The 20661-nt window shown below is 35.3% G+C and carries 13 protein-coding genes; 2 read left to right on the top strand and 11 right to left on the bottom strand.

Going from position 1 to position 20661, the window contains the following annotated elements:
- Nucleotides 1–34: 34 nt before the first annotated feature.
- Both BUE22_RS20725 and BUE22_RS20720 read right to left on the bottom strand, forming a co-directional pair.
- Nucleotides 35–727, bottom strand: coding sequence for a LytR/AlgR family response regulator transcription factor (locus tag BUE22_RS20725; protein WP_073397909.1), 693 nt, complete (start codon nucleotides 725–727; stop codon nucleotides 35–37).
- The gene (locus BUE22_RS20720) at nucleotides 727–1743 is read right to left on the bottom strand and encodes a sensor histidine kinase (RefSeq protein WP_073397908.1); all 1017 of its coding nucleotides are present in this window, start codon (nucleotides 1741–1743) and stop codon (nucleotides 727–729) included. The genes BUE22_RS20725 and BUE22_RS20720 overlap by 1 nt, the downstream gene beginning before the upstream one ends.
- Nucleotides 1744–1892: 149 nt before the next feature.
- On the opposite strand from BUE22_RS20720, the gene BUE22_RS20715 reads away from it, so the two are divergent.
- Complete coding sequence (locus BUE22_RS20715; RefSeq protein WP_073397907.1) at nucleotides 1893–2795, top strand: DUF6268 family outer membrane beta-barrel protein; 903 nt, start codon at nucleotides 1893–1895, stop codon at nucleotides 2793–2795.
- 86 nt (nucleotides 2796–2881) lie between these two features.
- Here BUE22_RS20715 and BUE22_RS20710 read toward each other — a convergent pair whose 3' ends face one another.
- The 3 genes from BUE22_RS20710 to BUE22_RS20700 form a co-directional block, all read right to left on the bottom strand.
- Nucleotides 2882–3673 carry an SDR family NAD(P)-dependent oxidoreductase gene (locus tag BUE22_RS20710; RefSeq protein ID WP_073397906.1) on the bottom strand — a complete coding sequence of 264 codons (792 nt, stop codon included), beginning with the start codon at nucleotides 3671–3673 and terminating at the stop codon, nucleotides 2882–2884.
- Between the two features lie 135 nt (nucleotides 3674–3808).
- Nucleotides 3809–4453, bottom strand: coding sequence for a TetR/AcrR family transcriptional regulator (locus BUE22_RS20705; protein ID WP_243396765.1), 645 nt, complete (start codon nucleotides 4451–4453; stop codon nucleotides 3809–3811).
- Nucleotides 4454–4577: 124 nt separating this feature from the next.
- Nucleotides 4578–5369, bottom strand: coding sequence for a polysaccharide lyase (locus tag BUE22_RS20700; protein ID WP_073397904.1), 792 nt, complete (start codon nucleotides 5367–5369; stop codon nucleotides 4578–4580).
- A gap of 517 nt (nucleotides 5370–5886) precedes the next feature.
- Between BUE22_RS20700 and BUE22_RS20695 the strand changes: the two genes are divergently transcribed.
- On the top strand, nucleotides 5887–6066 hold the full coding sequence (locus BUE22_RS20695) for a hypothetical protein (protein ID WP_073397903.1): 180 nt from the start codon (nucleotides 5887–5889) through the stop codon (nucleotides 6064–6066).
- 368 nt (nucleotides 6067–6434) lie between these two features.
- Here the strand turns inward: BUE22_RS20695 and BUE22_RS20690 are convergent, their stop codons facing one another.
- From BUE22_RS20690 to BUE22_RS20665, 6 genes are all read right to left on the bottom strand, one after another.
- Nucleotides 6435–8378 (bottom strand): glycoside hydrolase family 97 protein, encoded by a 1944-nt coding sequence (locus BUE22_RS20690; RefSeq protein ID WP_073397902.1) that lies wholly within the window; start codon nucleotides 8376–8378, stop codon nucleotides 6435–6437.
- A gap of 51 nt (nucleotides 8379–8429) precedes the next feature.
- Nucleotides 8430–11024 (bottom strand): xylan 1,4-beta-xylosidase, encoded by a 2595-nt coding sequence (gene xyl3A / locus BUE22_RS20685; protein ID WP_073397901.1) that lies wholly within the window; start codon nucleotides 11022–11024, stop codon nucleotides 8430–8432.
- Nucleotides 11025–11068: 44 nt separating this feature from the next.
- On the bottom strand, nucleotides 11069–12637 hold the full coding sequence (locus BUE22_RS20680) for a glycoside hydrolase family 43 protein (protein ID WP_073397900.1): 1569 nt from the start codon (nucleotides 12635–12637) through the stop codon (nucleotides 11069–11071).
- A gap of 14 nt (nucleotides 12638–12651) precedes the next feature.
- Nucleotides 12652–14934 (bottom strand): glycoside hydrolase family 127 protein, encoded by a 2283-nt coding sequence (locus BUE22_RS20675; RefSeq protein ID WP_073397899.1) that lies wholly within the window; start codon nucleotides 14932–14934, stop codon nucleotides 12652–12654.
- Between the two features lie 457 nt (nucleotides 14935–15391).
- Nucleotides 15392–18103, bottom strand: a complete 2712-nt coding sequence (locus BUE22_RS20670; RefSeq protein ID WP_073397898.1) for a T9SS type A sorting domain-containing protein — start codon at nucleotides 18101–18103, stop codon at nucleotides 15392–15394.
- Between the two features lie 29 nt (nucleotides 18104–18132).
- Entirely contained in the window at nucleotides 18133–20655 is a 2523-nt protein-coding gene (locus BUE22_RS20665; protein ID WP_073397897.1) for a glycosyl hydrolase 115 family protein, read from the bottom strand.
- Nucleotides 20656–20661 lie beyond the last annotated feature (6 nt).

Genomic DNA, 20661 nt, shown 5'->3' with positions numbered 1-20661 from the left:
GAATATCTTCCTGCATCCATAAAAAAAATGAACCCTAGCGCGGAAGAAAAATACCCAAAATAGCTTCCTTTCTATTTCTGGCAATGGGCAAACTGATTTCATTCAGATATAGAGTACTGCCATCTATGTGGGTAATATATTTTGTGTTGACGATATAGGATTTATGAATTTGTAAAAAATCCTCCTGAGGCAATTGGTCCAAAATACTCTTTAAAGTATGGTGCACAATTATTCGTTTGTGGTTTTCAAGATGTATTTCGACATAATTCTGCATACTCTTGACATATAAAATTTGAGTGGGTATTACTTTAAAAAAAACTCCATTTTCTTTGAAAAATAAAGGCTTAACTGTGTTTTCCTGATGAAACATTAAATCATACATCTTTTTTGCCTTAAAAACAGAGGCTTTAAAATCTTCAAAAAAGATAGGTTTGAGTAAATAATCTACCGCATTTACCTTGTATCCTTTCAAAGCATATTCGGAGTAAGCAGTTGTAAAAATGATCATCGAGGGCTTATCTGTTATCATTTTTGCAAATTCCAATCCGTTTAAAAAAGGCATTTGTATATCCAGAAATATCAGGTCTATGGCTTCACTTTTTAATTTTTCCATTGCCTGATGTGCATTTGAAAACGAACCTCTGTTTTCCAAAAAATCAAATTCTTTGATGAATTCACTCAATCCTTCGCGGGCAATTCGCTCGTCATCTATTACTATACATGTCATTACGTATTCAGATTTATTTGGAGTTCTGCTCTGTATTTATTTTCTTCCCTCTTAATATCCAGACTATAATTACCCGGATAAGAAAGATCCAGTCTCTTCTTGACATATTTTAGTCCGACACCTTTTGTTTTTTTGTTGTCTGATGCCGAATTGGCCGTGTTTTCTATTTTCAGAAACAGGTTATTTTCATTTTCCAAGTAGATATGTAAATGTATGTAATTGGTTTTATCAGCAAAATCGGAAACATGCTTAAAGGCATTTTCAATGAAAGTCGATAAGAGAAACGGAATGATCATTAAATGATTTTCTGCAATATTACATTGAAAAGAAATCTCCAAATCTTCTCCGGACCTGTCTTTTTCTAATTCGAAATAATGCTTCAAAAAAGAAATTTCGTCATCTAGCTTTATCCATTTGTTTTGTGATTCGTAAACATAATACTGCAGTATTTTACTGTATCTGGAAAGCAGTTCGAGAGCTTCCTCTTTATCCTTTCGAATTAAAAATTGCAGATTGTTTAAGATATTAAAGGTAAAATGCGGGCTTAATTGCGTCCGCAGGTTATCAATTTCGTTTTCTAAAACACTATTTTTCAACTCCTGATGAAGTTTTTCAGATTCCACGTTCTGCTTGAATAACTCTATTGAATAGCTCCCACCGGAGATCAGAATACTTACCATCAGCATTCCGAAAAACAAAGACAGCATGTCGTTGGGCATTACGAGCCTCTCAGAGGGAATTGCCCCGACAATTAAACAACCTTCAAATGTCAAAATTACAGCTGTTATCACACTGGCAAACAAAGCATATAGGATAAATTTTATGGAACTTTCACTATTCAAATATCTTTTTGCCAGCCTGTTTATCACATACCGCACATGTATTCTCAATGTTAATGTGATGGCTAGTGAAAACAAAACACCGCCTAAAAATGACAAGTCATCGGACAATTGCAATAAAGTCATCAGGAACATAAATGCCCAAAATACGTAATCTGCTTTTTTTACAGTAAACATGGTTTGTTTTATTTTTTACAAAAATACCTTTTTCTAATCGGCAATAGAAAACCGTTGGTCAACAAAAAACGACCACTTGTCAAAAGCAAAAAAGAGCATTGAATAAAAATATAGTTTTGTCCCGAAATTTTTAGAAACAAATCCATATCATGAAAACAACATTAATTTTAGCGGCATTACTTTTTTTACTTATGAATGTAAAATCAAGAGCACAAGTATCATTTAAAACCGAATATTTTGGTACATCAAACTATAAAAATAACGATGGTGAAAAAGTCGGCAATAGTAAAGGCTCGGCTATGGTTTATAGCGGAATCGCCAATATTCCTCTTGCTGTAAAAATAAATAAAGACAGCCTTGCATCAACATGGGTTCTTAATTTATCCGGCGATCATGCTTCGCTTGACAACAAAAATTTTACTCAGGGTTTGGTTTTATCCCATATTACCAACCTTCAGTTGTCAGTTGTTAACATTCGCCAATTGAGTCAAAAATGGTCTGTTATTGCTTTTGCCGGTGCGGGAATTTACACCAGCGAAACCCAAATTTCTAAAGTGAATGCCAATAGTATTCTGGGCAATGGCGGTGCTATTTTTGTAAAAAAAATCAACCCTAAACTGGATCTTGGTGCAGGACTTGCCCTTACAAATACTCTTGGATACCCAATGCTTTTTCCTGCTCTATATGTAAATTACAATTCAGAAGGAAAATATACTTTTAAGTTTTCAATGCTAAATGGAATTCAGGCATCAGCCGGATACAATTTTAATAAGACATTTGATTTACATCTAATTACAGAAATGAATGGTCAGATGGCTTTGCTTAAAAAAGACGGCAAAAATGTGATTTTTACACACCAGTATGCTGTCGCAGGATTAAGGCCTGAAATCAAAATAAATAAGAATATTAGCCTGCCTATTACACTTGGAGTGAATGCCGTACGATTTGCCTATTTTCAGGATCGAAACCTCAAAAGCTTTTTTAAAGATAAAGAAAGTTCCTATTTTGATTTTTCACCGTATGCAGCAGCTCAGATTAATTATAAATTTTAAAAATATAAAGGATATCAATAAACAGAAAAAGCTCCTGCCTCACAGCAAGAGCTTTACTTGGATACAGATTATTAATTCATTAGTTATTAAAGTGTGGTGAGCACACCGCCATCTACTCGGGTAATTGCCCCGTTGGTTGCAGAAGCTAAAGGACTGCAGAGATATACTGCCATGTTTGCGATTTCTGACGGAGCAATAAAACGCTGTAATAGTGAGGTTTGGTTGGTGTTTTGTATAATAAGTTCTTTCATTTGCTCCTCTGACAATTGCTGTGCCTGGGCAATCTGCGACACTGCCTCTGCAACACCATCGGAATAAGTTGGTCCTCCTAAAATTGAATTAACAGTAACCTGAGTATTTTTGGTTAGTTTAGAAAGGCCGTTGCTAATGGAAAGCAAAGCAGTTTTAGTCATTCCGTAATGGATCATGTTTTCCGGAATATTAACTCCGGATTCACTACTGATAAACAGGACTCTGCCCCAGCCTCTTTCCATCATTTTTGGAAATAATGCCCTTGAGAGCCTAATACTGCTCATAACATTAATTTCGAAAATAGATAACCACTGCTCATCTGTAATTTCCGTAAAAGCTTTTAGTTCAAAAACTCCAACATTGTTAATTAGAATATCTACCTGTGGCAAAGCATCTATTAAAGCATTGACCTGTTCTATATTTGAAAAATCAGCCGCTATACCCGACACTTCTGCCTGAGGTATTTCCTGCCTGAGTTTTTGAAGAGCATCCTCTATTTTAGCCTGATTTCGACCGTTTATGATAACAGTGGCTCCTTCACTAAGAAGCTGTCGGGCAATAGCATAACCGATACCTTGAGTTGAACCGCTGATAAAAGCAGTCTTTGACTGTAATTGTAAATCCATTTTTATATTTATTATTGTATTGATTACTACAAAAATAATTCAAAGAAAAAAGAGCTGTTTATGTCTTTATTTTTTGAATAAACTAATTTTATTTATTTTGTATTGATTACTACAAAAATGTGTAAAAAAAACAGCTTAGCTCAATACACTAAGCTGCATTTCTATTTGTGCTTTAAGAATTGCATTATCGGGATACATACGCCTCGTTACATTAAATCCGCACCAGAAGGTAATCAAATAACGTCCCAGAATCTCAGCGCTGGTTTTGTTTTTCATGGTTCCGTCCCTTTGGGCTTTTTCAATAACATTAATATACATCTGTTCCACTTCTTTTAAAACTCTAACCGCTTCTTCCTCGAGTGACTGATCAACAAAAGTCATTTCCGTAACAGTATTTGCAATCAGGCAGCCCTGCAAATGAGTCTGTTTGTCGGCATGTGCCAGTGAGCGGTAAAAATCTTTAATCACTTGAAGTGGCGCTGTGCTTGCATCAACTATGGCCTTAAACTCGGCAAAAGCTTCTCTGCGCTGTTGAATAGCCCTGGAAAACAACTCCTTTTTGCCTCCTTTGAAAGTGTTATAAAAACTACCGCTTCCAATCTTCATGGCATTTAGCAAATCTTCCAGTGAAGTGGCCGTGTACCCTTTCTCCCAGAAAATGTGCTGTGCCTTTTCCAGCAGCTCCTGTTCTTTAAAAATTGTAGGTCTTCCTCTCATTTTATTATTTTGTATTGATCGATACAAAAATAGAATGTTTCTTATAAAAACAAAATTTTTCAATGTTATTTTTTTATAAACTTCCGAAGTACTGTCTAATCGGTAAGAAAAGAATGTTACAAAAAAAAAGCTGTCTTTAAAAGACAGCCTTTAGTTGCAAAATATTTAACTTATTAGCATATATATATTATTGAGCATCCCAAGACGCACTACCATAATAAATAGAGCTTGTTACCGGGGCTTTCCAATACTCCTGACTACCACCACGGAAGGTATGGAAACTTACTGCATTAACATTTCGCTTAGAATCGTTAGTTACCCAACGAATTGTTTGATTCAATATTTCTGTACCATTTACATAATATTTGACATATCCGTTAGTATTTGATCCAGTATTTAACTTAACAGATATCTGACAGTTATACGTCACTCCTTCTTGTATGTAGTACTTTTTTCCAAAATCATTCCCATATTGTCCGGGCTGATCTTTATAGTAAACATAAGGCTGGAGATAAGCTCCGCTTCCTTTCGAAGTGTTTGATCCATTCGGACAATACCACATAAATCTGGCACTACCGCCATTGCCATCCCATCCTGGGTCGCCTCCGGTATTCTGGTCACCAATTAGTATTCCATATCCGCATTTACCGCCTCTGCTCCAATAAAATCCGGAATTAAATTTCATAGTAAACCAAACGGTGTAAACGCCTTCTGACCAGACGCCATACGATGTACACAAACCACCTGGACATGTCAGTGTATTTGTTTTCAATGTGATTGTTCTGGCTCCGGCACTGCCTAACGCAGCAACAAGTGAGGCGGCATCTTTATTGGTGCTTTCCGGCGTGTCTTTGTTTTTACTTTGTATCACATCTTTGTTAACACTTTGTGGTACATCTAAATTTTCTTCCTTTTCACAGGAATTAAATACTAATGCTGTAATAAATAGCATACTTGTCAATTTTAAGATTTTTTTCATTTTTTTTAATGGTTAAAGGGTTAGTAAAATAATTAATAGATAGTAATTATATCGTTCATGCAATTGTGCTGAACTTGCTATTGCAGTTATATTTTTTCTGATTATTCTAAATCACATACAGGTTCGTGATGCTAAGTAATAACATCACAAAGTTGATAAATAATAGCTCTCATAAGGGGTAATAAAGTACGTTTTTACGTACACAAAAATCCAGCTTAAGAATTTTGTGTATATTTTTATAGATAAAAAAAACACTACTTTATTTGAGCGCTTATTTATATCCACGACTTTAATTTTATAAGATCAGCATCAAAAGATATAACTTAAAAAGCAGCTGTATTTTGATATTTGTAAAGTAAATAATGCAATTAAAAAGCTTATGAGATATGGAAAACCGACCAATAAGTATTGGAATATTATTGTCCTATTCATCGAAAAGTGAAAAGGAATTACAATTAGCTTTTACAAATTTATATCAGACTAAAAGAAACAAATACAGAAATCTAATACAACAATTATGAATACAAAATTTAAAAAAGGACAAGAAGTTAAACAGGAATTTGGAGGTCCTGTAATGAAGGTAATAGGCTTTGAGCCAGAACTAATTGAAAATATAATTACACAATGGGAAGATGAGGAAGGAACTATCATCACAGCAAAATTTATGGATTCTGTTTTGATACCTGTTGATAATTAATCCTTCGAATTTCGATTAGAATAAAATTATGACAAAAGCATTGGTTTAGAATACATCATTTAAAAATATGATACTAATTCTGTTCAAACATTTCATGCTTATCAGGGAAAAATATAAATGGTATTTTTGATTCAATAGAGGACATTACTAAAACTGAAGCTTTTATTTTTTCATTGGGAAGTTCCTGTCTGTTTTTTACAGGAACATATACCAAAGAAAATTGTATTGGATAACCTCAACAATAAGTAAAAGAGTGACTTGCATCTTTTAAATATAATTTGGTAATCTTATTTTTTGTTCCTTTTTCGGGAAGCCTTAAAGATGAAAACTAATTATTTATTTTTCAAACAGATCTATATATTCTGCAATTAATTCAATAACAATACTCCTCCGTTATTGGGGATTTTTATCTCGACTTCCTTGTTATTTTTAAGTTTAATCGTTTCTACTTTTCCATTTAGATTTTCGTCATCAGAATAATATTTTAATGCTGTTCCAGAAGCAATCATTGGCAGTTTTAGTTTAAGCTTTATTGTTTCTTTTTGAGCATTTACGCCTGCTATGTACCATTTGTTTCCTTTTCGGCGTGCAAAAACAACGTATTTACCCGGATATCCTTCCAGAAAACGAACTTCATCCCAGGTTGTTGGAACTTCTTTCATAAAATTGATTGCCCAATCCGGAGCATCAGTTAAATTATTGGGTGCCAATGCAAAATGCTGAACACCACTCTGAAAAAGAACTGCTGTAGCTAAAGCAAACACATCAGAAGTCATTCGTTTTGAACCTTTATTGGGAATATTATCACTATTATAAAATTTATTCAGAGCGCTTCCGCCAAAATCCATACTGCCAACTGTATTTCTAATAAAAGTATGTGTTGCGGCATTCCTGGCTTCATTGTCACAGCTTGCTTGTCCAAAATGCAGATTTTCACTCGCTAAAACAGCCTCACTTGCCGCATAATTTGGATACATTCTCTCCCAGCCTCTTGGTAATGTACATCCGTGAAAAATAACCATTAAGCCAAAATCATTCGCATCTGTCAGGATATCTTCATACAGTTTCATGGTGACTTGCTTGTCTCCGCCAAAAAAGTCAACTTTAATTCCTTTAACACCAATACTTTTCATCCATGCCATTTCCTGACGGCGAATAGTTGCATTGTCCATTTTTCCTCTTGGTCCCTGAGGCGCATCATTCCAATACCCATTTGAGTTGTACCATAAATACAAACCCACGTTTTTTGTACGTGCGTATTCCGCTAATTCGGCAATTTTATCTTTTCCAATTTGTGTATCCCAAAGTGCATCAACCAAAATGGTTTCATAGCCTAAAGCAGCACTAAAATCGATGTATTGTTTTTGAACCGGAAAAGTGGTGTTGTTATCCATTTTCATAATCCAGCTCCACGTACCTTTTGTATATTGATATTCTTTTGAGGCTTTATATTTTGGCTTCACCAAATCAAACGGAATCGTGGTTTCTACTAATGGATTCAGCGTTTCGCCAATGGTAATCGTTCTCCAAGGCGTTTCGCCCGGAAGCGGTATTCCCGGAGCAGTTGTCCCGTTACCGTTATTTTCTCCTTCCATAGGAAAACCAATCGTGTACAATCCTTTTTCGCGGCCAATTAATCTGCTGCCGCAATAATTTCCGTCAACGCCTGTCTCAGATATTAAAACCCAGCCGTTATTATTTACTTTAAAAAGACACGGAAATGTATAACCTTCGCCCATACCATTTTTTCCCATTACATCATCCAAACTATAAGTTGTTTCATAACTCGGCGCACTTCTGGCATATCCTGTCATGGGTTTACTTTGCGGACAAAGAAATGTTGTCGTTCCCTGAGGCAGCAAAAAACCAGAAGCTTCTTCCTCGACTACACAAGAGATAATATCTTTTTGTGGATGTATTTTATATTTGAAAGCAACATTGTTGTTGCTAACCCTGAAAATTATATCAATCGCAGGTTTGTTTTCTTTTGTGAAAGAGAATATGGCTTCGTTTGCTTCATAATGTACCTTACTTTGTTTAATATTAGGCAATTGATACGTTTCATCAATTTTATTTTGATTAAGTTCCGATTTTAAACTTAATCCTGTTGAAAAATCACCAACATTTGTTTTTAAGCCAAGTGGAGAATTTTCTAAGAATATTTTATCATTATAAGTGATACTATACAAAGGAGTTCCATTTGAGATCAACACCGAAACTTTAAGTTTTCCGTCGGGACTTTTTACAACTGATTGTGCACTTAATTTTAAAAAACTAAACAGACATAAACATAAAAAATACTTAAAATTCATAACGCACTTTTAATTAATTACTTTATTTTTATTGATAACAGAATAAGTAGTTTATTGAATTGACACTTTATTCATTTTTAGATCTTTAGCATCTGAACTCGTTCCGTAAAACACTTCATATTCGCCGGAAGTCACCTTCATTCCAATGCTTTTTGCATCATAAAATTCAAATGAAGAAGGCGGTAAATCGATCGCTACATTTTGGCTTTCGCCGGCTTTTAAGGTAATTCGTTTAAAAGCTTTCAGTGTTTTCAAAGGACCATCAGTATCATTCACTTTTCGAACATAAACCTGAACAATTTCTGTTCCTTCACGTTTGCTCGTGTTTTTTATCGAAAAATTTAATTGCGTGTTTTCATTTGCTTTTATTTTGGTCTTGTCAAGATTCGCTTTTCCAATTTCGAATTTAGAATAGCTTAAGCCAAAACCAAACGGAAACAAAACATTTGTTGTGTATCTGTAAGTACGTCCTTTCATCGAATAATCTTCAAAATCGCCTAAGATTTCTGAATTTTTATAAAAGGAAACAGGCAGTTTTCCCGCAGGATTATAATCTCCAAAAAGAACATCGGCCACAGCCTGACCTCCGGATTCTCCCGGATACCAAGCTTGTAAAATAGCGTCACAACTTGCTGTTTCGGGCGTTAAGGCGATTGCAGAACCAGAGCAGTTTACAAAAACTACTTTTTTGCCCGCCGCTTTCAGTTCCTGTAAACATTTTCTCTGAACAGCAGGAAGTTCAATATTAGTTCTGTCACCACCTTTAAAACCGGGATAAGACACCGGCATTTCTTCACCTTCCAATAAAGTCGAAAGTCCGCCTACAAAAATTACGGTATCGATGCCTTTTAACTTTTGAATTAAAGCTGCGAAATTGATATCGTGCTCTTTTCCAAAATCAAATTCAAGATTCGCCTGCCAATTGTTGGATTGTGCATACAAAATTTCGATTTTGTATTTTTTTCCTGCTTCTACTGCAAATTTAATTTTGCCGGGAAGCGTTCTCCAATTCGTATATTTTGCCAAAGATTTATCATTCACCAATAATTCAAAAGCTCCGGTAGCGCCTGTTTTAAAAACAAGACTGTCATTTTCTTTCGCTGTAAATTCGGTTTCATATTTTGCCGAAAATCCTTCTAATTTAACGCCCGAAGCAAATTCATGCTGTCCGGCTGTTGTCATTTTTATCGGATTTACAATTTGCTGCGAGATAACGCTGTTGCCTTCTCTGTTTGGATTGTTCCAATAGGTGGCTTTCATTCCTTTTTTGCCTTCAAACGAAAGTTGGTCAAAATAACTTTGGTTTACTTTGTCTTCAACTAAATCGCAGCCTTTATCATAAACCATTTTATTTTGGGGAATTTTTGATTCTATACCACTTTTAATCGTGATGGTTTTAACGGGAGTTCCGTTGTAATTTCCCCATAACATCGGTTCGTTATCCGCATTCGGACCAATAACGGCCACTTTATTAATTGCTTTATTTAAAGGCAGAATATTGTTTTTATTCTGCAAAAGCGTCATTGATTTTTGCGCCATTTCGAGTGCTAATTGCTGATGTTCTTTGCTGTTCAATACAGAAGCCGGAATTTGTGCCCACGGTACGATGGCGTCATCATCCATTTCGCCCAAATCAAAACGTCCCGTTAAAACACGAAGCAGACTTTTATCAATATCATCTTCTTTTATTAAATCTTTCTCAACCGCTTCGGGTAAATTTTTAAACGGATATTTCTCCCAAACACATTCTACATCGGTTCCTGCCAAAACAGCTTTTGATGCCGCATGTGTTGCATCTGACGAAACTTTATGCGTGGTGTAAAAATCAGTAACCGCTCCGCAATCTGAAACTACAAGGTATTTAAAACCCCATTCATCGCGCAAAATACGCTGCAATAAGCGTGTATTACTGCAACACGGTTCATCATCCAGACGCTGATAGGCACACATAACCTGACGCACATCGGCATCTTGTACCAATGCTTTAAAGGCTGGCAAATAGGTTTCGTATAATTCACGTGGATCTATATTATTCAAATTCAGTTCGTGTCGGCTCCATTCCGGTCCTGAATGCACTGCAAAATGTTTGGCGCAGGCCAAAAGTTTGCGGTATTTCGCATCTGCCGGGCCTTGTAATCCTTTCACAACTGAAATTCCCATTCTTGAGGTTAAATATGGATCTTCACCATACGTTTCCTGCCCACGTCCCCAACGCGGATCCCTGAAAATATTGACGTTTGGTGTCCAGACTGAAAGACTTAAAAATCGTTTATTTTCATTGCCGCCCTGAATCCATTGGTTGTATTTTGCACGGGCTTCATCAGAAACTGCATTAAAAACATTATAGACTAACTGATCGTCAAATGAAGCCGCCATACCAATAGGCTCCGGAAAAACAGTAACATTATCGTTATTTGCGTAACCGTGCAGCGCTTCACTCCACCAATTGAATTTTTTAATGCCGAGTCTTGGTATCGGATCACTTTGATCACACATTAACGCCGCTTTTTCTTCAAGTGTTAATTTTGAAATTAAATCTTTTGCACGTTCTGTTGAGCTCAAAGACGCATCCTTAAAACGATATTGCTGAGCGTTTGCGCTAAAAATTGAAACTAAACTTATGATAAACAGATAACTAATTTTCATGATTTTCTGAATTATGTGATGAATCTTTTGCGATGCTAAATCGACTAATTATTCTTTGAAATTTTATCTTCAATATGGAAATAATCAAAATCAACAAAGCCTCCCACATTTTTTGTTGCGTAATTGAACAACCCAAATCGATACCCCATAAAATGAGGAAGCGTATAAGATAGTTTTATTTTTTTTCCAATACTGATCCATTTTTTACCATCTAAACTGTAAAAAAACTGACCTTGATCTGCCTTATCTTTAAAGTTGCATTCTGCCTTGAAATAAATTTTATCCTGCGTTAACGGAACACTTTCTATTTCTGTTGGAATATCTTTAATGGCTTCAATCATTACGATTTTCTTAGCATTTTTTTCGGCTTTTACGCCAATCAATCCGTACTCTTTTTGTAATAAAGAAAGTCCTGCAAAGTCGCCTTCTTTCATTTTAGAAACCTCAACGAGAATTTTGCCTGTACTTTCAGGGCCAAAAGTTCGTTGCGTTAAAGTGTTTTTTGCCTGAACAAAACTGCTGTCGATTCTTCCGGTTTTCAGTCTTAAAAAACCTTTTCTTTCTTTTACCGACCAAAGCGAATGATCCGGATTATGATTCCATTGCCAGACCAAAGGCAAATTGGGATCATTTTTTTTTCGGTTAAAATCATCGGAGTTTACAATTCCTGGAATCAAACCTTTGCTTGTTGGTAAATCGAGATTTTCTGGCACTTTATTATTTTCGCCTAAAATTGGCCAGTCCTTTTCCCATTGAACAGGAACCAAATAAGGAATTCTCCCCACACCACCAAAATCCCTGAACAGATAAGAGAACCATTTTCCATCTGGTGTATCGATAAGTCCGCCTTGAGCAACACCCAAATCCTGCAATCCCACTTTTCCTTCCCACGGACCTGAAATTTTATCAGCTCTGTGTATAATTACCGTTCTCATTCCGTCTTTTGGCCAGACGATATTAAACAGATAATATTTTCCTTTGATTTTAAAAAGCTGTGAACCTTCAGATTGCAGCATAATATTGTTTCCCGCAGGTGCACTGGCATTTTCTATCAGGACTTTTTTTGTTTCTTCTTTTACAGCTGATAAATCTGAATTTAACTCGACAATCTGCAGTTTTCCTGCTCCCCAAACCATATAAACCTTTCCATCATCATCAAAAAAAATAGAATGATCGTGATAGGAATTATTTAAAACGGTTCGTTTCCACGGTCCTTTTTCTATATCTTTTGTCGAAAAAATATAGGTTTTACCCGTCGTTCCGGAAAAAGTGCTGACATAATAAATACCATTATGATAATTGAGACTGCTCGCCCACGAACCTCTTCCGTAATCATTTTTTCCATTATCAAGATTTAGTTTATCGTTATCATCTTCTAATGTTTGATAGGCGTAATTGATTATTTCCCAATTGACTAAATCAGTAGATTTCATAATGGGAACACCGGGATTCATGTGCATTGTCGTACTGCTCATGTAATAAATATTGTTTACACGAATGATGGACATATCAGGAACATCGGCAAAAATGATCGGATTCTGCGCTTTATTTTGTCCATAATTACACAGACTAAAAAGCAGAACAAGACTAAAAAAAGCATTTCTAATTTTCATCCTGGTTTATTTTTTTAATCCTTTAAAATTCTGAATTGATGAAACTTGGGACTATTGTTTCCATCATTAGATTTTATTTTGATGTTTACAATTTCAATCTTTTCAATATTTAATCGAATTGTCTTATTTGCTGAAGAAATAATGCGCGCGGGTTTTTCGTTGATAAGAATCGTGATTTTATCTGTTTTAGAATCGTCTGTACAACTTATATCCAGATATTTTCCGGACTTATTTTTATTTAACAACTGATAGGAAATATACGATCGCGTATTTCTCCAGGCCTTTGTATCATCATAACCCGAATCACTTTTTTCGCCTTTATATCCATGATCCACTTCTGACTGCTGTTCGCCGCAATTAATTTTATCGATAGTTTTAGCTTCCAAAGCCAAAGCTTCAACTTCTTGTTGTTTCAAAAGAGCATGCTTTTCTTTATACTGTTCTTTGGTATAATTTTGAAAATACATTTGATAACGTGCGTCATGAATTCCAAAAAAAGGCTGTAATTCTAACGAATCTAAACGAAAATGCAGGTTTCCTAAATCCTTCAGTTTTGCGATATAAACTGATTTTTCACCTATCATTTCATACGCCTGATCCAACGGATAATATTTTCCCGATGCGACATGTCCCATTCGGCTGTCATCTGCAAATAATCCGTCTAAATCTTTGTTTGATGTTTTGGCAGCCAATACAATTGGTCCGTTTACAAAAGCACTCCAGTTTGAGCCGCCCGGCAAATTTTCTAAATGTGTCGAAGTTTTGAATGTAACTGAAATTTGATCTCCAGATTTCCATTTTCTGTTTAGAACTACATAATTAGAAGGCTTTGCTTCTATTTTCTGAATTTTTCCATTAATTGAAATTTCAAAATTTTCAGCCCATTCCGGACAGCGGATATTCATCGAAAATGTCTCGCTTTTTTTTAATTTTAAAACAAGATCTGTACTATTTTGATAGGGGAATTTTGTGCTTTGTTCGATGTAAATATTCTTTTCTTTCCAATCTAAAGTTGACGGAATAAACAGATTTACAAAAACATCATTTTCTGTATGGCTGTAAATCAATTCTCCATATTTAGAATGATTTTCAAGGCCTGAACCTACACAACACCACATGCTTGTTTCGGGTTGAGAATAAACGCGATAATGATTGGGTCTAATGGGTGTAAAATAAACAAAACCGCCTTTTTCAGGATGCTGGCTCGAAAGAATATGATTGTAAAGCGTACGCTCGTAAAAATCAAGATAACTTACCTTGTTTTTGTCCAAAAATAAGGCTTTGCTCAAACGCTCCATGTTATAAGAATTGCACGTTTCAGGCCCCTGATTTGATTTTAACATACCGCTAAAATCTTCGGTTGGATTAAAATGTTCGGCAAAACTGTTTCCGCCAAAAGCTACGCTGCGTTTTTGGGTAACATTTTCCCAGAAAAATTGCGCGGCATCTGTCCATTCTTTATTTCCGGAAAGTACACCGATTTTCTCAAAACCAATCACTTTTGGTATTTGCGTATTGGCATGCAATCCTGTTAATTTATCTTGTTTTTTTTCTAATGGATTTAGTATTGCTAAGTGCGAAACTTTTTCGGCAGTTTCCAGATATTTTTTGTCCTTTGTAATGATATACAAATCGGCAAAAGATTCGTTTATTCCGCCGTGTTCGGTCTTTAATATATTTTGAATCTGCTCATCAGAAAGCGGACGAATTAATTCGATAAACCAATCGCCCAATTTTATTAAAACCTCTTTTGCTTTTTTATTTCCGGTGTAACGATAAGCATCGGTTAAACCGGCAAAAAGCTTGTGAATATTGTACAACGGAACCCAGGTATTGTTTAACCCGAAGTTGCTTCCGTCAATGTCTCCGTTATGAATTCGATCCCAAAAAACTTTGCCCTGCGGAATTCCTCCCACATAGCCATTACCGTTTTTTTGCTGACATTTTTCCAATTCCGAAATCATATAATCCAATCGGTTTTTAACTTCAGTATTTCCTGTCGAAGCATACATCATCGCCAAAGTAGAAAGATAATGTCCGGCAATGTGTCCGTCAAGTCCTATGCTTTCCCAATTGCCATAACGTTCTGCTTTTACGGGTATTCCGGAAGCTATGAGATAAGGTGCTAAAAGCCGGTCTGGATTGAGTTCTAAAATATACTTGAGATCTACATCCTGAGCATTTTTAAAAGGCCCATCTTTTAGCCTTACCTCTTTTAAATCAAACAATTGCATTTGAGCTTCTGCCACATGGGACAGTAACAGTGTACAAAAACAAAATATAAAGCTGTATTTCATTCTAATTTTTTTTTAATCTTTTAGATATTTTTCCTTTTTCTTAATAACAGATTGACTCTATTTATTTTTTAAAACAAGAAGTAAGACTAAAGAATACTATTCTTAAAACTAGAAAATAAACTAGTTCTATCGGTTGTTTACTAAAAGTGTAAAAATAACACTTTTTAAAACGTGAAAAATAATTCTTCAATAAAAAAGCTATATTTTTATCATTTATGTTTTTAAATCAAATATTTTTAAGAAAACAACTCGAAATCAAAAGAAATCATTTAGATATTATATTTTAATTCAAATACCAGGCAAATAAATTTTGCTTCCTGCACAGATAATGAAAATCCGAAAACCTACGATAATTTAATATCGCAGGGTAAATATTCTTGAAGTCCAGCTTTAAAGTCACCATTGTTTTAGGAGACTTTGCAACTCTTTTTTTATCCTGTTATCCTTAATTCTAATCTTATTTTTTTACAAATTTTCTGTTTATTTTAGATTTATCGCTTGTTCCATTAATAAAATAAACTCCTGCAGGCAGTGATTCTATTTTTATTCTGGTATTACCATTTTTCAAAGTGCCTGAATTCACTAAAGTGCCCTGAACATTAAAAATTTTATAATCAAAATCAGAAGTCATCTTATCAACAAAAATTTCCTCCAACGCAGGATTTGGATATAATGTGAAACTAGCTTCATTCAATTCATTTTGAACGATGCCTAATGTGGTAAACTCCAACGGAAGCACGGTTGCATTATATCCGCTTTTTTCACTTAAGTAAAAATTAAATGATGAAATTAAAGGTTCGCTTCCTGCAGTTACAGGATAAAATGCAGTAACATTATTTACTGTCTTCAATGTATAACTTCCTGCCGGAGCTTTCACACCAATGTAAACCGGATTTATTTGATCAACAGTTAAGGCTTTTGGTGTTGAAACATTTCCGGTTCCACTGAAAACAAATGTACCTGAACCACTCAGTAAAACAGGGGTATTTGCCGGAATTACACCTTCAATTTTATTACAGATTATTTTAGCAGATGAAGGCTCTAGCGTGTAAGCTATTACACCTTGAGGTATACTGGCTTCATACGGAAGAACCAGAACATCATTACCTGAAATCGTTTTGGTAAAAGACGCAGCTAAAGCTGAAAAACCGAAAGGAACATTAAAATCTCCTCCCTGATCCATAAGTTTTAGATTGTTACACGTTGTTCCTGATATTACATTGTTAGCAGTGTTATTACCAGCTACATAAAAAATACTGTTTTTATTTACTGATTTGGCATGCCAATCCTGAGTGGAACTGATACCGGTGGCGTTTCTAAAATCTAATGATACATAATTCGGACTTTGCAGAGCATCCATCAAAAGGCTGTCATCATCTGAATATATTCCTGCAAATTCGGCTGCTTTTTCATCAGCAATATTAAAATATACATCACCCAAATTTAAAGTAAGTACTGAACTGTAATTTGAATTTCGCAAACCAATAATTCCGGTACATCCATCTGTAAGAACGGATTTAGAAATATCAAATGTCAAATCAAATTCGACCCCGGTAGGGAAATTAAATTTTCCATAATTTTTAGATTTTACTTCGCCGTTGTCATTGATATAATACAAAGTCGTATTATCAGTATTGGCTTGATTTGCAGTAGTAAAACTTTTAACATGCAGTATAAATTTATTGTAACGGTTGTCTAATTTCAAATATCCGTTAGAACCGTCCATATTGGTACTTATCAGAGGATTTGCGTTTGCAAATGTCACTGTTTTGCCACTAATCTGATAGGTTGTTCCGAATGCTGAATTTGTAACAGGCTGATTTTCAATTTTAGCGTAATGAACTTCTTTACTGGTCATTTGTGAAGGTACTCTTTCCTTACTCTTTTCAAATGTCAGAGTAATAAAACTCGAAGGATTAATACTTATTACCGGACGAAATGTTTCAGCAAAACTTATCGCAGTATTTTGTATATCAATACTTTGGCTGGTAATTGTTTTAGTGCCTTTTACAGAATAAAATGGTAAATCTACAGTAAGATTATAGGTGTTTTGTGATGGATTAATTATAGTAAGAACAATTTTATCACCTGCATCATTTATGTACGAGGAACCTTTAAGCTGTACAGTTGCGTCACTCCACGTTGATTCTACACGTGTTGTACCTGTAGTGAATTTTGCATATTGCGAAAGTATATGCCCTCTTTTGGTCATTTCTCCGGATACTGTGCCGTTTGTTCCATCACCCATTAGTGCGTAATATCGCTTAGTGGAATAATGAATCCACGCATTGACATTTCCTAGCAAGGCATCATTCACACTGTTTGCGAAACTAAAAGCATCAATTCCCCAATTAAAATCACGAACCGTACCTCCGGAATTCCAGTTAATGAGATATTCTGTCATCCAGATCTCCTTGTTATAATTCTGAAATTGTTTGTATTTGGACTGAATACCACCATACTGATGAACTCCGTAAACTTCAAAGTTATTCATGACATCAGTATCCAGAAAAGCATTTGAAAAAGCATCTGAATAACCAACACTTTCAGGCGCAATAACCTTACAATTAATAAGATGTCCGTAATTTTTAACAAATGCAGCTATTTGTACAGGTGTCCATATACAGCCTTGATAGGTTGCCATTTCATCAGGCTCATTTTGAATTGAAATATAATCGAGTTCTACTCCATTATCACGAAGATAGGTTACATAACGATTAAGATACAAAGCATAATCTTCGTAATGTTCTTCTTTCAGGTAGCCAATTTGCTTAACTCCATTTTCATCTGTGTAAACCGCAACTTCACTGTTGTTTGTTTTCCATTCTGCCGGCATTGTCCAGGGACTTGCAAAAATCTTTAATCCCAAATCATTTTTGGCTAATTTGGCAGTTGCAAGCGTTGTTGCCCAGTTACTTTCTCCCGGAATGTAAAGACGCATAATGTTATAACCGGCTTCACTGTTTGTTCCCCACATTTTTTTGATTTCGTCAACAGACATGTAATTATAACCAAACTGGGGACTGCATACAAAACCTCCAAAACCAGTAACTTTTTGGTACGTCTTATTTTTATCAATTTGTACTTTCGCATTTTGTGCACTTAACTGAGCAGATGACAAAAATAAAACTGCAAAAAATATTGAACTTAATTTGTATAATTTTTTCATATTCTACTAAAATTTAATCAGTTAAAAATTTAGAATTTAATATTACTTTCAGGAGGCCCGAGATAAGACGGCTTTAACCCTCCGGTATTAATGACAATTTTCTGCAGCACAATTCCCGGGTCTAAAACACGGAAGCGTAAAATATGTTTTCCGGGTTTCGAAATGGTATGTTTAGTGCTTGAATGAATCAAGTGTTCGGCTTGCCATTTTCCTAATTCTCCACGGTAATGACCGTTAAAATTTATTGTTTGTGGTTTTGCTTCATCAAAAGAAACTTCATAACGAAGCCCTTTGTTGCTGTTAAAGTTGAGTGTTGGAGACAAAAGCAATTCTACATTAAATTCTCCTGTTGAAGCAAAATCAATTTCATACTCTACAAAAATATTGTCGTTCTGAGTTGGATATTTATTTTGTGGAAATGTCGTAATCCCACTTTTTGTTTTTCCAAAATCAGGAATTACTTCCCAATGAATCGTGTTCGAATTATTTACTTTAGAAAAATGTTCTGCTTCGATAGAAACATAACCATCTTTTTCTTCAAATACATTTGAAACTATCTGCTCTTTTTCTGAAACATAACTGACTTCAGGCAAAATGTTTTTAGAAGTATCATGCCAGGCCTTATATCCAATTCGCATCTGATCCATAATATGTGTCCATTTTCCGCCTGAAATTTCATTGTTGTATTTATTTTGAAGAACAGAATCCCGTTCAAAATTCCTTTTTACCTGATCTGCAAAAGCATTGGCTAAACTATTTTTTTCCGAAGCCAGTTTTCTGTTATTCGCCTGTGCAAAATACATTTCATAAAGATTACTGCAGGCATCTATTGGATATAAAACCAATTGAAAATAAGCATCCTGATATTCTTTTGGAATCTCATTGTAAATTCGATACGCATCAAGTGCCAGATTTTTATACTCATTGACAACCGTTTCAAATTCATTGTAATTTTCCAGACTGTAGGTTTTGCTGTCGAGCATTTCGGGCGTTACTCTTCGGTTGAATTTTGGATAGGTATTTAATAATCTTGCGATTTCTTTGGCATGTTTTGTTCCGAATTGATCAGCAGCCCATTTCTCTGTAAATTCAAAAAGATTCTGAGAATTGAACTTTTTAGGATTCCACGCCATATCTAAAAAGAAACTGATCGGAAATTCCATTGGCTTTAAATCTCCCACATTTACAATCCAGACTTTATCTACGCCATGTTCGTAACTCAAGTTCATCTGTTCCCAAACTCTTTGTATCGGACTTATATTGATCCACTTCGAATTTCTTGGGCCTCCCACATAATCAAAATGATAATACATGCCGTAACCGCCTTTGTGCAAAGGTTTTGTTACATCTGGAAGTTTGCGCACATTTCCCCAATTGTCATCGCAAAACAGCAAAATTACATCATCGGGAACACGCATTCCCTGATCATAATAATCCTGAACTTCTTTATACAAAGCCCAAACCTGAGGTGTTTTTTCAGGCTTTTTTTTGGTTACCTCAGCAATAATTTTACGTTGTTCTTTTACAATATTTTCCAGTAAAGTTATATTTGTTCCTTCACTCATGGCTTCATCGCCGTCTCCACGCATCCCAACAGTTACAAGCTTTTCCCAATTTTTGCTGCGCTCTATTCCGCCTTTCCAGAATTCATCGAGAACGGTTTTATTTTTATTATAATCCCACACATTCGGGAGGTTATTTTTTTTAATATATCGATGCCAGTCGGTTTGTGCCAAAGCCATTGGTTCGTGGTGCGATGTACCAATGACAATTCCCATTTCGTTGGCAAGAGGTCCGCTGGCGGGATCATCGTCATAAAACGCATTTCCCCACATGGCCGGCCAGATATAATTGGCTTTTAACCGAAGCAGTAATTCAAAAACTTTCTCATAAAACTTGCTGTTAAATCCGCCAAATGTGGCTTTCGACCAGCCGCTTAATGCAGGCGCTTCGTCGTTGATAAAAATTCCTCTGTATTTTACGGCAGGTTCGCCATCCGTATAGGTTCCTTTTACAAAATACAGATTGTCTTTTTTCTCGACTGGCACATCAGCCCAGTAATACCAAGGCGAAACGCCAATTTGTTTCGATAATTCATAAATGCCGTAAATCGTTCCGCGTTTGTCGCTTCCCGCAATTACGATGGCTTCTTCTACTCCATTAAATGGATTTTTAATATTTTGAATACTAAATTTTTCATTTTTGCCTTTAAGCTGTTTTCCGTCGATTTTATTTGCTTTAACTAAATCATCAATAACAGAATTTGTTCCAATTGTTCCGATAATAATCAGCGGCGATGCAATATTTGGTTTTTGATTTAAAATTGATGGTTTTTCTCCCGTAACTTTTTCAAAATCAGTTTGTAAATTAGTGATTGCACGCAAAATACCGGCATCTGTTCCGTTACTAACCAGAAAGGACAAGGGTGAAGATTTCTCTTTCAGGACAATAATATTGTCCCCTTTTTGAGTTGTAATAAACGACTGCGCTTTTAAAAAAGTACAACTAAAAACGATAAGAAATGTGAGGATATATTTTGAAAATGTATTCATGAACTT

Source organism: Flavobacterium pectinovorum (genome assembly GCF_900142715.1).
GTDB classification, from domain to species: Bacteria; Bacteroidota; Bacteroidia; order Flavobacteriales; family Flavobacteriaceae; genus Flavobacterium; species Flavobacterium pectinovorum.
This window is presented reverse-complemented; position numbering and strand designations above follow the sequence as displayed.